Annotated in this window: 13 protein-coding genes; 11 read left to right on the top strand and 2 right to left on the bottom strand. The window is 58.1% G+C overall.

Annotation, left to right across the window (positions count from 1 at the left end):
• A complete protein-coding gene (locus ACJJU9_RS08645) occupies positions 1 to 1,566 on the top strand; it encodes a PAS domain-containing methyl-accepting chemotaxis protein (RefSeq protein WP_123750475.1) in 1,566 nt (521 codons plus the stop codon).
• Positions 1,567 to 1,612: 46 nt separating this feature from the next.
• Here ACJJU9_RS08645 and ACJJU9_RS08640 read toward each other — a convergent pair whose 3' ends face one another.
• Together ACJJU9_RS08640 and ACJJU9_RS08635 are read right to left on the bottom strand one after the other, a co-directional pair.
• Complete coding sequence (locus ACJJU9_RS08640) at positions 1,613 to 4,144, bottom strand: autotransporter outer membrane beta-barrel domain-containing protein (protein WP_407730469.1); 2,532 nt, start codon at positions 4,142 to 4,144, stop codon at positions 1,613 to 1,615.
• A 204-nt stretch (positions 4,145 to 4,348) separates the two neighbouring features.
• Positions 4,349 to 5,032: an alpha/beta family hydrolase gene (locus ACJJU9_RS08635; protein WP_407730468.1), complete on the bottom strand. Its 684-nt coding sequence runs from the start codon at positions 5,030 to 5,032 to the stop codon at positions 4,349 to 4,351.
• Between the two features lie 72 nt (positions 5,033 to 5,104).
• On the opposite strand from ACJJU9_RS08635, the gene ccoN (ACJJU9_RS08630) reads away from it, so the two are divergent.
• The 10 genes from ccoN (ACJJU9_RS08630) to ACJJU9_RS08585 all read left to right on the top strand — a co-directional run bounded on the left by ccoN (ACJJU9_RS08630) (position 5,105) and on the right by ACJJU9_RS08585 (position 12,632).
• A complete protein-coding gene (ccoN, locus tag ACJJU9_RS08630; RefSeq protein ID WP_048368833.1) occupies positions 5,105 to 6,529 on the top strand; it encodes a cytochrome-c oxidase, cbb3-type subunit I in 1,425 nt (474 codons plus the stop codon).
• A gap of 10 nt (positions 6,530 to 6,539) precedes the next feature.
• Positions 6,540 to 7,148 carry a cytochrome-c oxidase, cbb3-type subunit II gene (gene ccoO, locus ACJJU9_RS08625; protein WP_048368832.1) on the top strand — a complete coding sequence of 203 codons (609 nt, stop codon included), beginning with the start codon at positions 6,540 to 6,542 and terminating at the stop codon, positions 7,146 to 7,148.
• Positions 7,149 to 7,163: 15 nt separating this feature from the next.
• Positions 7,164 to 7,358: a CcoQ/FixQ family Cbb3-type cytochrome c oxidase assembly chaperone gene (locus ACJJU9_RS08620; RefSeq protein ID WP_048369081.1), complete on the top strand. Its 195-nt coding sequence runs from the start codon at positions 7,164 to 7,166 to the stop codon at positions 7,356 to 7,358.
• The gene (gene ccoP / locus ACJJU9_RS08615; RefSeq protein WP_153326643.1) at positions 7,351 to 8,289 is read left to right on the top strand and encodes a cytochrome-c oxidase, cbb3-type subunit III; all 939 of its coding nucleotides are present in this window, start codon (positions 7,351 to 7,353) and stop codon (positions 8,287 to 8,289) included. The genes ACJJU9_RS08620 and ccoP (ACJJU9_RS08615) overlap by 8 nt, the downstream gene beginning before the upstream one ends.
• 312 nt (positions 8,290 to 8,601) lie before the next feature.
• Positions 8,602 to 10,044, top strand: coding sequence for a cytochrome-c oxidase, cbb3-type subunit I (ccoN, locus tag ACJJU9_RS08610; RefSeq protein WP_048368830.1), 1,443 nt, complete (start codon positions 8,602 to 8,604; stop codon positions 10,042 to 10,044).
• A gap of 2 nt (positions 10,045 to 10,046) precedes the next feature.
• Positions 10,047 to 10,655 (top strand): cytochrome-c oxidase, cbb3-type subunit II, encoded by a 609-nt coding sequence (ccoO, locus tag ACJJU9_RS08605; RefSeq protein WP_048369080.1) that lies wholly within the window; start codon positions 10,047 to 10,049, stop codon positions 10,653 to 10,655.
• A 5-nt stretch (positions 10,656 to 10,660) separates the two neighbouring features.
• Positions 10,661 to 10,852, top strand: a complete 192-nt coding sequence (locus ACJJU9_RS08600; protein ID WP_123750469.1) for a cbb3-type cytochrome c oxidase subunit 3 — start codon at positions 10,661 to 10,663, stop codon at positions 10,850 to 10,852.
• Positions 10,849 to 11,826, top strand: a complete 978-nt coding sequence (gene ccoP / locus ACJJU9_RS08595) for a cytochrome-c oxidase, cbb3-type subunit III (RefSeq protein WP_048389998.1) — start codon at positions 10,849 to 10,851, stop codon at positions 11,824 to 11,826. Before ACJJU9_RS08600 ends, ccoP (ACJJU9_RS08595) begins: the two co-directional genes overlap by 4 nt.
• Before the next feature lie 144 nt (positions 11,827 to 11,970).
• A complete protein-coding gene (locus tag ACJJU9_RS08590) occupies positions 11,971 to 12,222 on the top strand; it encodes a type II toxin-antitoxin system prevent-host-death family antitoxin (RefSeq protein WP_048368827.1) in 252 nt (83 codons plus the stop codon).
• Complete coding sequence (locus ACJJU9_RS08585; protein WP_407730467.1) at positions 12,222 to 12,632, top strand: type II toxin-antitoxin system VapC family toxin; 411 nt, start codon at positions 12,222 to 12,224, stop codon at positions 12,630 to 12,632. Before ACJJU9_RS08590 ends, ACJJU9_RS08585 begins: the two co-directional genes overlap by 1 nt.
• The last annotated feature ends 170 nt before the right edge of the window (positions 12,633 to 12,802 follow it).

Here is a 12,802-nt window from a genome sequence, read left to right as displayed (position 1 = left end):
ATGCGTAACAACCAGCCCATCACCCAGCGCGAACGCACATTCCCCGCGCAGCAACGGTTGATTTCCACTACCGATACCAAAGGCGTGATCACCTACTGCAACGACGACTTCGTCGACATCAGCGGGTTTTCGCGTGATGAGCTGGTGCGCGCACCGCATAACCTTGTGCGCCATCCGGATGTGCCTTCGGCGGTGTTCGAACATATGTGGAGCACCTTGAAAAAGGGCATGCCATGGATGGGCATCGTCAAAAACCGCTGCAAGTCCGGCGATCATTACTGGGTGAATGCGTATGTGACGCCGGTATTTGAAAACGAACGCGTAGTGGGCTACGAGTCGGTGCGGGTCAAGCCGACGGCTGAACAGATCCGCCGCGCCGAAGCGCTGTACCAGCGCCTTAATCGCGGCAAACCCGCCGTACCTCGCCGCGACAAGTGGTTGCCGGTGCTGCAAGACTGGCTGCCCTTCATTCTGGTCAGCCAACTGAGCTTTGTGATCGGTGCGCTGTTCAACTCCAGTTGGGGTTTTGCCTTGGCCGCCCTGTTGTCGATTCCGTTGGGGCTGCTGGGCCTGACCTGGCAGCAACGCGGGATTAAGCGCTTGCTGCGCCTGGCCGAACAGACCACATCTGACCCTCTGATTGCCCAGATGTACACCGACAGCCGTGGCCCGCAAGCGCGTCTGGAAATGTCCATCCTGAGCCAGGAAGCGCGCCTCAAAACCTGCCTGACCCGTCTGCAAGACACCGCCGAGCACCTCAGCGAGCAAGCCCGTCAATCGGATGCGCTGGCGCACAAGAGCTCCACCGGGCTGGAACGCCAGCGGGTTGAAACCGAGCAGGTTGCCACCGCCGTTAACCAGATGGCCGCGACGACCCAAGAGGTCGCCAGCCATGTGCAGCGCACTGCCGATGCCACGCAAGAAGCCAATCGCCTGACCAGCCGCGGCCGCGACATTGCCGGTGAAACCCGCGAGGCCATCGAGCGCCTGTCGGTGGTCGTCGGTGAAACCGGCGCGACGGTGACCCAACTGGCGAAAGACAGTGACGAGATTGGCGGTGTCGTCGACGTGATCAAGGGCATTGCCGACCAGACCAACCTGTTGGCCTTGAACGCAGCCATTGAAGCGGCGCGTGCCGGTGAAATGGGCCGGGGTTTTGCTGTTGTGGCCGATGAAGTACGCCAACTGGCGCAACGCACCAGCACCTCGACCGGCCAGATTCACGGCTTGATTGCCAAGCTGCAACAAACCGCCGCCACAGCCGTACAAACCATGGACGCCGGCCACCGCCAGGCACAAGAAGGCGTGGCACGAGTACTGGAAGCCGACGCGGCACTGATCGGGATTAGCGAAGCGGTGGCCAATATCACCGACATGACCACCCAAATTGCCGCCGCCACCGAAGAGCAAAGTGCCGTGGCCGAAGAAGTCAGCCGTAACATCAGCACCATTGCCGACCTTGCCGACCAAACTTCGGAACAGGCGCAGCATTCGGCCCTGCTCAGTGAAGAACTGGCGCAAACCGTGAATATTCAATATTCGCTGGTGGAGCGGTTTAACCGCTGAAACTAAAAAGCCAGAGCATTCGCTCTGGCTTTTTTTTAATCATGCTTCAGTCAAATGCGTATCGCACCCCGACATTGGCCCCCCAAGGTTGTTCGATACCTTGGCCGTTCATGTAGTCGAAGTCTGCGTGCAATTGCAGGTTACTGGACAACGACAGCGCCAGACCGGCCCCCAATTCAGCACGGGTGCCGTACAGATCATTGTTGAAGCGATGCCCGTTGACCTCAACGTCATTGTCTCGGGCAAACTCCTGAGCCAGTGCAACTTTGATGTAAGGGCTTAGCCATTGATTGCGATGTTCAAGGGTCATGCCCACTTTACCGAGCAAAGAGTGGGTGGCCGCGTTATCGGCCTTCAGCTCTGAGTCCAGACTGAACGACTTTCCTTGCACTGCCACCGCAGACACTTGAGCGAAAGGCTCGATGAACAGGTGTTCGGTGAGCTGGATCTGCCGACCGGCTTCCAGCGAAGCACCCAGCCCATAGTTGCGGTAGCTGCCTTTGGCCTTGCTGAAATCGCTCATCAAGACGTCCGCGCGATTCTGGAACTGGTTGAGCTTAAGCACGCCATCCACGTAATAACCGTTGTTGTTCATCCAGGTCCCGTAAGTCCCGACATAAAAGCTGTCGACAGTGCCTGAGGAACCGCGTGACTGAGACAGGTCAGATTTGCTGTAACCGCCGAGCAAACCCACCAGCAGCACACCGTCGGTGACGGCCAGCGGCGCGTCCACGCCCAGCGAAAAACCACTCTGCTGTTGCTCAAAGCCCAGGCCATCGCGACCTGCAACCCGGTACTGGTTACCGTAGCTGCGCATCCAGGCACCGCCCTGCCCGCTGCTTCTGACCTCGCCCATACGGCTGCGCAAGGTACTCATCTCGCCATACCAGACGGTCGGTGCACTGTTAAACAGCGCCTGAACACTGCGGGTGGCCGGGCTTACCTCACGGTCTTCGCCGGTCAAAAACCAATCGTCGCCCTGACGCTCCAGCCCATACGAATAAGCCCCGAGGTCGACACGCTCGCCCAGCACGCTGAACTGCGCATCGCCGCCACCGGTGTGAACCACCTGCAAAGGATCAAAGCCGGATTCAGGCTCGGCACCGCTGTTCTGAATGCTCAACACATGATTGCCCGTCGCCAGGCCTTCAATGTTGAGAAAGTCGACTTGCTGGTTGTCCATGTTCAACTTCAGCCCAAAGGAGCCATTGCCCGACAACTCACCCATGGACAGCTGATGAAACCCCTCAGCTTTGGCAAAGTCGATGCTCCCGCCATTGAGCACCAAAGACTCGACATTGCTGTCACCCATAATGTCCCAGCCGACGCCTGCATCAAGTTGCAGGTTTTTGACATCGCTCATCTGCCCGGTAAAACGTGTTCCATTCTGCAAACGCACATTCACCAGGCCGCCCTCAGGGATGGTCAGGTTGCCGTGCAAATAGCTGCCATCGACGACAAGGTCCAGCACGCTGTCAGACTGCACGTCGAGCAATTCGCCCCGACCATTGCCAGCAGACAACGTGGAACCATTACTGACCGTAATAGTTGCCTGTGCGCCGCCTTCAACTTTGATGGCCGGCCCCTCAACACTGCCGATATAAGCGTTATCGATTGCCACCGTGTTGCCTTGGCCACTGATGTTAATCGCTGCCGCGGTTTGCGATTGAATCGAGCCACCGTTGACGGCCAGAGTGCCACCGTTCAGTTGCGCACCGACCGCACCGGCGCCATTGGCTTTAACGTGGGAATTGTTGAGTTCTACCCGACCGCCGGATTGGGTCACAACGCCTGCTGAACCTTCGCCAAAGGTTTCGATGGAACTGTCGTTCAGTGTCACCAAGCTGCTGTTGCCGATAGAAACCACACCGTGGGACTCTCGGCCACGGGTAACAATCGACGAGCCTTGGCTCAATTCGATCGAAGCACCGCTGTCCGCACCTGCACCGGAGGACTCATCCCCTTCAGTGACAATCGAACTGCCTTGCAAATCAATAACTGCACCACTGTGCCCTTCAACACCCAACGAGCGGTAGCCTTCAGTCTGGATCTGCAGGTTGGCCGCTTCCACGGAACTGAGTTCCCACCCCAAAATCCCTGCGCTGTGGTCTCCTGTGGTGGTGACGCTGCCGCCGCCCAGTTGGATAGCCCCGTCACTGAACGCATAAATACCTGCAGCGGAATTGCCACTCGTAACGACGGTGATTTTCTCCACATCGGCTACGGCACCAACGCCTACGCGCAGGCCAGTGGCGCCTTCACCTGAAGTCTCGATCTGAAGCTCCCCGGTGGATTGGAATGTGCTGCCCTGACCGTGAACCAGCACACCGTAAGCGTCTTTACCAGACGTTGCGACAGCCATGTCGGCGGACTTGATTTTTCCGCCACTGGAGGCATGCATTCCATACACGCCAGCGCTGACTGTTTCGATCTTGCGATCACTGACGCTGACTTCTTCTCCGTCCCGGGCTGACACCTGGTCCTCATCCGCAGCGAATGCCTGAACGCTTGAGAACAACAATGTCTGACTGATCGCTATGGCAAGAATGGACTGACGTGGGAAAAGGAACTGGGACATGAGGATTGTTTTCTCTTGTGTTGAGTTCTCGTACGGAGCTCAACGACATTGCCGAGCGCACCTACGTACGAGGGCGCCAAGAATGAAAATAATCGTCAGAAGAAAACATCGGGAATTTCCTTGATTGCTGTAGGACTACACGCATCAAGCATGTAGAGAAGCTCAAGCACCCTGTCGCAAAATCCACTCGCCGGCATCAAACCATCATCTTCTTTTAAGCCATCCTGCAAGGCTATCCGCGGCCCGTTCCAAGTGTTGCTCATGAGTGAACCCTGAAACCTTGAGCGGCTTGAGGTCATGGTCGGCGGCGGCCAGCCACACCAGTTCGAGCGTCGGCGCCAATGGGTAAGTTTCAACGGTCAGCCGATTACCCAGCGCGTCGCGCTCGCCTTGCACGATCAGGGTCGGAGTGTGCAATTGGGCCAGATGCGCGACCCGAGGTTTTTCCGGCTTGCCCACGGCATAGAACGGGTAACCCAGACACACCAGCCGATCAACGTTCAGTTCAACAGCCACCAGGCTGGCCATGCGCCCGCCCATGGACTTGCCACCGATGGCTAATGGCCCAGTGACATGCCGTCGCACCTCGCGGTAAACCTCACGCCAGCTTTCCAGCAATTTAGCCTGTGGATTGGGCGGCCTTTTGCCGCCATCCAGGCGCCGTTGCGCCATATACGGGAACTCGAAGCGCAGCACGTTGATCCCGCGTGCAGCAAGGCGTTCAGCCATGCCGGTCATCCAGTCACTGTCCATTGGCGCACCTGCGCCGTGAGCCAGGATCAAGGTTGGCGATAAGGGTGTTTTTGCAGCGTTCCATAGCCAACCCCGCGTCTGCAGGCACTTCGCCCATTGATCCTCGTCAATACCCACTTTGCTGCCTACGCCCATGCTTGCCTCGCTTTTAGTCTGCCTATAACTCCAGGCGTGCGTTGAACTCGCCTGATCCGTGGATGGGGAACCATGAACACTTCTATCAGTACCGCCTACAACTATAAGGTGGTCCGCCAATTTTCCATTATGACGGTGGTTTGGGGCATCGTCGGTATGGGGCTCGGCGTCTTGCTCGCCGCGCAATTGGTCTGGCCCGAACTTAACTTCGATTTGCCCTGGACCAGCTTTGGGCGGTTGCGCCCGCTGCACACCAACGCGGTGATTTTCGCCTTTGGCGGTTGCGCCTTATTTGCGTCCTCGTTCTACTCGGTGCAACGCACCTGCCAAACCACGCTGTTCGCGCCCAAAATCGCTGCTTTTACCTTTTGGGGCTGGCAACTGGTGATTCTGCTGGCGGCCATCAGCTTGCCATTGGGTTACACCAGTTCCAAGGAATACGCTGAACTGGAATGGCCGATCGACATTTTGATCACCATTGTCTGGGTCGCTTACGCCATCGTGTTCTTTGGCACGATCATGAAGCGCAAGACCAAGCACATTTATGTGGGCAACTGGTTCTTCGGCGCGTTTATCGTGACCGTGGCGATTTTGCACATCGTTAACAACCTGGAAATCCCGGTCAGTTTCACCAAGTCCTACTCGCTGTACGGTGGCGCCACTGACGCCATGGTGCAGTGGTGGTACGGCCACAACGCTGTGGGCTTTTTCCTGACGGCGGGCTTTTTGGGGATGATGTATTACTTCGTGCCCAAGCAGGCCGAACGCCCGATCTATTCCTATCGCCTGTCCATCGTGCACTTCTGGGCGCTGATCACCCTTTACATCTGGGCCGGTCCGCACCACTTGCACTACACCGCATTGCCGGACTGGGCGCAGTCGCTGGGCATGGTGATGTCGCTGATTCTGCTGGCACCAAGCTGGGGCGGGATGATCAACGGCATGATGACGCTCTCGGGCGCCTGGCATAAGTTGCGCAGCGACCCGATCCTGCGCTTTTTGGTGGTGTCGCTGGCGTTCTACGGCATGTCGACCTTTGAAGGCCCGATGATGGCCATCAAGACCGTCAACGCCCTCTCCCACTACACCGACTGGACCATCGGCCACGTACACGCCGGGGCACTGGGCTGGGTCGCGATGATCTCCATAGGTGCGATGTACCACATGATCCCTAAAGTCTTCGGCCGCCCGCAGATGTACAGCATCGGCCTGATCAACGCGCACTTCTGGCTGGCGACCATCGGCACCGTGCTGTACATCGCTTCGATGTGGGTCAACGGCATCGCCCAGGGCCTGATGTGGCGCGCGGTCAATGCCGACGGCACGCTGACGTACTCCTTCGTCGAAACCCTGGTGGCCAGCCATCCGGGCTACGTCGTGCGGTTGATAGGCGGGGCGATTTTCCTGAGTGGCATGTTGCTGATGGCTTACAACACGTGGCGCACGGTGCGTAATGCCGAGCCCGCTGAAGTTGTCGCCGCTGCGCAGATGGCCTGAGGAGTCCGCCATGAAACACGAAATCATTGAAAAAAATATCGGCCTGATGCTCTTGCTGATGATTCTGTGCGTGAGCGTTGGCGGTCTGACGCAGATCGTCCCGCTGTTTTTCGAAGACGTGACCAACACCCCGGTAGAAGGCATGAAGCCCTACACCGCGTTGCAACTGGAAGGCCGCGACGTGTACATCCGCGAAGGCTGCGTGGGCTGCCACTCGCAGATGATCCGCCCGTTCCGCGCCGAGACCGAGCGTTATGGCCACTATTCGGTAGCCGGTGAAAGCGTCTGGGATCACCCGTTCCTGTGGGGCTCCAAACGTACCGGGCCGGACCTGGCCCGAGTGGGCGGGCGTTACTCGGATGACTGGCACCGCGCGCACTTGTACAACCCGCGCAACGTCGTGCCTGAATCGAAAATGCCCGCTTATCCATGGTTGGTATCAACGCCCGTAGACAGCAGCCATACCGAGAAAAAACTCGAAGTGATGCGCACGCTGGGTGTGCCTTACACCGACGAAGACATCGCCAATGCCAAGCAGTCGGTCAAGGGTAAAACCGAAATGGACGCGCTGGTCGCCTACCTGCAAGTGCTCGGCACTGCCATCAAGAGCAAGAGGTGAGCCATGGTGTTTGACATGAGTAGTGGAATGATTCGCGGGCTGGGCACTGTGGTGGTTGCAGTGGCTTTTATCGGTCTGGCGCTGTGGGTTTTCAGCCCGCGGCGCAAGGCAGAGTTCGACGATGCGACCTTGCTGCCGTTCAAGGACGACCCCGAGGCCATCAAACACGTCGAGCAAGAGCAAGCGTCCAGGAGTAAAAAGAATGTCTGAGTTCTGGAGTATTTACGTCAGCGTACTGACTATTGGCACGCTGATCGGTCTGACCTGGCTGTTGTTCGGTACGCGCAAGGGCGAGAAAAAAAGCGAAACCACCGAAACCATGGGCCACAGTTTCGATGGCATCGAAGAGTACGACAACCCGCTGCCACGCTGGTGGTTCATGCTGTTCATCGGCACGCTGGTGTTCGGGGTCGGCTATTTGATCCTTTACCCTGGCCTGGGCAACTGGAAAGGCCTGCTGCCAGGTTACGAGGATGGCTGGACCGGCGTTCACGAGTGGGAAAAGGAGATGAACAAGGCCGATGCCAAATTCGGTCCCATTTTCGCCAAGTACGCAGCCATGCCGGTGCAGCAAGTGGCGCAAGACCCGGCAGCCCTGAAAATGGGTGGCCGCCTGTTTGCCTCCAACTGCTCGGTGTGCCACGGCTCGGACGCCAAGGGCGCGTTTGGCTTCCCCAACCTGACGGACGCGTCCTGGCGCTGGGGAGGCGATGCCGACACCATCAAGGCGACGATCATGGGCGGACGCATCGGCATGATGCCGGCCTGGGGTGAGGTGCTGGGCGAGGAAGGCGTGAAAAACGTCTCGGCTTATGTTCGTCACGACTTGGCGGGGTTGCCGCTACCCAAAGGCGCCGCGTTCAATCTGGAGGCCGGCAAACAGGCGTATGCCACCACTTGCGTGGCGTGCCACGGGCCTGAAGGTAAAGGCAACCCGCTACTGGGCGCACCGGACCTGACGGCACCGACAGCCTTTATTTACGGCACCAGCCTGGCCCAATTGCAGCAAACCATTCGCCATGGTCGCCAAGGCCATATGCCCGCGCAAAACGAATTGCTGGGCAACGACAAAGTGCAATTGGTCGCAGCCTACGTCTACAGCTTGTCCCATGGCACGGCAGAGGAGAAAACCGCCGAGTAACCCCTCTTCTTTACAGGAGCGACGGCGAGTCGCTCCTGTAAAGATGTATACAATTCTGTGAACAATATCTGGACATTCCTCGCCGCCTCTTTTACTTTCTCCCCCAGAGTCGACTCGCCAAAGCCCTTTGCGACAGCCTTCCACAGGGCGTTTTTTAACGGCCATTTTGACCTTGCTTAGCCTGTGGAAAAGCCGGAAAACAAGCGCTGAAGGGCATTGACCGAGGGCTGGCTTCGTTGCAATAGCCCTATGCTTTATCCATACTTGCGACCGTTTTTGCCTCTAATAACTATAAAACCGTGGAACCTTGCGATGAGCACAGCAATCAATCCGACTGCTTATAACTATAAGGTCGTCCGCCAGTTCGCCATCATGACGGTGGTCTGGGGGATCCTTGGCATGGGACTCGGGGTTTTTATCGCGTCACAACTTGTGTGGCCCGAACTTAACCTGGGTCTTGAATGGACAACCTTCGGTCGTCTGCGCCCCCTGCACACCAACCTTGTGATTTTTGCCTTCGGTGGCTGCGCCTTGTTTGGTACGTCTTACTACGTGGTGCAACGTACCTGCCAGACACGGCTGATTTCCGACAGCCTGGCCTCGTTTACGTTCTGGGGCTGGCAAGCCGTCATCCTCGGCGCAATCATCACCCTGCCGCTGGGCTACACCACCACTAAGGAATACGCCGAACTGGAATGGCCGTTGGCTATCCTGCTGGCCATCGTCTGGGTGGTCTACGGCATTGTCTTTTTCGGCACCATTACCCGGCGTAAAACCAAACACATCTATGTGGGCAACTGGTTCTATGGCGCGTTTATCGTGGTTACGGCGATGCTGCACATCGTCAACCACGCGTCTCTGCCGGTGAGCTTTTTCAAGTCTTACTCGGCGTATGCGGGTGCGACCGACGCCATGATCCAGTGGTGGTACGGCCATAACGCGGTCGGGTTTTTCCTGACCACGGGCTTTTTGGGGATGATGTATTACTTCGTGCCCAAGCAAGCCGAACGCCCGATTTACTCCTATCGCCTGTCCATCGTGCACTTCTGGGCGCTGATCACCCTGTACATCTGGGCCGGCCCGCACCACTTGCACTACACCGCATTGCCGGACTGGGCACAGTCGCTGGGCATGGCCATGTCGATCATCCTGCTGGCACCGAGCTGGGGCGGCATGATCAACGGCATGATGACCCTCTCGGGCGCCTGGCATAAATTGCGCACCGACCCGATCCTGCGCTTTTTGGTGGTGTCTTTGGCGTTCTACGGCATGTCGACCTTTGAAGGCCCGATGATGGCCATCAAGACCGTCAACGCCCTCTCCCACTACACCGACTGGACCATCGGCCACGTACACGCCGGGGCACTGGGCTGGGTCGCGATGATTTCCATCGGCTCGATGTACCACATGATCCCGCGCCTCTATGGCCAAAAGCAGATGTACAGCGTAGGCCTGATCAACGTCCACTTCTGGCTGGCAACCATCGGCACCGTGCTGTACATCGCCTCGATGTGGGTCAACGGCATCACCCAGGGCCTGATGTGGCGCGCCATCAATGACGACGGCACGCTGACTTATTCGTTCGTTGAATCGCTGCAAGCCAGCCACCCGGGCTTTATTGTCCGCGCTATCGGCGGGGCCATTTTCGCCAGCGGCATGCTGTTTATGGCCTACAACGTGTGGCGCACCATTCGCGCCTCGAACCCGGCAGAAGCTGAAGCCGCAAGCACGATTGCAGTCGCGGGGGCTCACTGATGATCAAGCACGACAGTATTGAAAAGAACATCGGCCTGATGGCCTTCTTCATGGTCATCGCCGTGAGCATCGGTGGCCTGACACAAATCGTTCCGCTGTTTTTCCAGGACGTGACCAACAACCCGGTCGAGGGCATGAAGCCGCGCAACGCGCTGGAGCTTGAAGGCCGCGACGTCTACATCGCCAACGGCTGCGTGGGCTGCCACTCGCAGATGATCCGCCCGTTCCGCGCCGAAACCGAGCGTTATGGCCACTATTCGGTGGCCGGTGAAAGCGTGTGGGACCACCCCTTCCTGTGGGGCTCCAAACGCACCGGCCCAGACCTTGCCCGCGTGGGCGGGCGTTACTCTGATGACTGGCACCGCGCGCACTTGTACAACCCGCGCAACGTGGTGCCGGAGTCGATCATGCCGGCTTACCCCTTCCTGGTTGAGCGCAAGCTGGACGGCAAGGAAACAGCTAAAAAGATGGAAGTCTTGCGCACCCTGGGCGTGCCTTACACCGATGCAGACATTGCCGGTGCCAAGGATGCCGTAAAGGGCAAGACAGAAATGGACGCACTGGTGGCTTACCTCCAGGGCTTGGGCACACTCATCAAGAGCAAACGGTGATCTGAATGGATATCGGGATGATTCGTGGCCTGGGCACCTTGCTGGTGATGGTGGCTTTTATCGGTTTGGCCTTGTGGGTGTTCAGCCCCAAGCGCAAGTCCGAGTTTGACGACGCAACGATGTTGCCGTTCAAGGACGACCCCGAAGCCATCAAGCACGTTGAGCAAGAACAAGCGTCCAGGAGTAAAAATAAATGACCGAATTCTGGAGTCTGTACGTCACCGTCCTCACCCTGGGAACCATCTTCGCCCTGACCTGGCTGCTGTTTGCCACACGCAAGGGCCAACGCAGCGAGCAGACAGACGAAAAAGTCGGCCACGCTTACGACGGCATCGAAGAGTACGACAACCCCCTGCCCCGCTGGTGGTTCATGCTGTTTGTCGGCACCATCATTTTTGCCTTGGGCTATTTGGTGCTGTACCCAGGTTTGGGTAACTGGCGTGGCCTGCTGCCGGGCTATGAGTATCTGGACACCAAAGACAAAACCCCTTTTGCCAATGGCCAGACCGGCTGGACGGGCGTGCATGAGTGGGAAAAGGAAATGGCCAAATCGGATGCCCGCTTTGGGCCTATTTTCGCCAAGTTCGCCGCCATGCCCATCGAAGAAGTGGCCAAAGACCCGCAAGCACTGAAAATGGGCGGCCGCCTGTTTGCCTCCAACTGCTCGGTGTGCCACGGCTCTGATGCCAAGGGCGCTTATGGCTTTCCGAACCTGACCGATGCCGACTGGCGCTGGGGCGGCACGCCAACCGACATCAAAAACAGCATCATGGCGGGAAGACATGCGGTGATGCCGGGTTGGGGCGAAATCATCGGCGAGCAAGGTGTCAGTGACGTGGCAGCGTACGTGCTGACCAGCCTTGACGGGCGCAAATTGCCGGACACGGCAAAGGCCGACCCACTCAAGGGCCAGGCCATCTACGCCACCAACTGCGCGGTCTGCCACGGCCCGGAAGGCAAAGGCAACCCGTTGATGGGCGCCCCCAACCTGACCCACCCCGGCGCGTTTATCTACGGCTCAAGCTTTGCCCAGTTGCAGCAGACCATCCGCTATGGCCGTCAGGGCCAGATGCCTGCCCAGGCCGAGCTGCAAGGTAACGACAAGGTCCACCTGCTGGCCGCCTACGTGTACAGCCTGTCGCACCCTGATGAGGCCAAGGCTGCGGAGTAAACCCGCCGCCTCGGCACGACACAAAATGGCCCCCGCCAGCGCAGGTTGGCGGCGGGGGTTTTGTTTCATCGTATTTTTGAGATGGTTAGCTTGGGCTTTAAGTAGTAACGTTACTACATTCGTTTTTTGGGGAGGAACCACTCCATGACCATCACCACCATTTCAAGCCGCGAATTCAATCAAGACACAAGCGGTGCCAAAAAAGCGTCGCAACAAGGGCCTGTTTACATCACCGACCGTGGCCGCCCCGCCCATGTACTGCTATGCATGGAGGAGTACCAAAGACTGACCGGCCAAAACACCAGCATCGTCGACCTGCTCGTCATGCCCGACACACCACCGGTTGAATTCGAACCCGAACGCGCAATCATCGCGCCGCGCCCAGTGGACCTCTAATGTTCCTGCTCGATACCAACGTGGTTTCAGAACTTCGCAAACCCCAGGCACACCCTGCCGTGGTGGCCTGGGCCGGCAGCATACCGGCTTACAAACTGTATATTTCGGCCATTACCCTGCTTGAAATTGAAACCGGCATTCTGCGACTGGAACGCCAGGACCCCAGGCAGGCCGCGCCGTTGCGCAACTGGCTTGAGGCGTACGTAGTACCGGCATTTGCCGGGCGCATCCTGTCCATTGACGGCACCGTAGCCAGGCGCTGCGCGCGCCTGCATGTACCTGACCGCAGCAATGAGTGCGATGCCCTGATCGCCGCGACAGCTCTGGTCCATGGCATGACCATCGTGACCCGCAATACCCAGGATTTTGCGTTGAGCGGAGCCCCTTTACTCAACCCGTGGGAACCATGATTCACAGTTTTGACACCGTAGTCAGCGCCTTAAGTCAATTGATCCACGTCATGACTCAGCGCAACTCCTATACCAAGTTTCAGATTTTCGGAACGCGACCAAAGGTCGCACCCTTGCGCTAGAGTCTCAGGGGTATCATTGCGCCATTGCAACACCTTCTGACCGCGGTT

The sequence above is a fragment of the Pseudomonas helleri genome, assembly GCF_045830615.1.
GTDB lineage: Bacteria > Pseudomonadota > Gammaproteobacteria > Pseudomonadales > Pseudomonadaceae > Aquipseudomonas > Aquipseudomonas helleri.
Note: the sequence above shows the minus strand (reverse complement) of the source record. Positions and strands in the feature narration are given on the sequence as shown.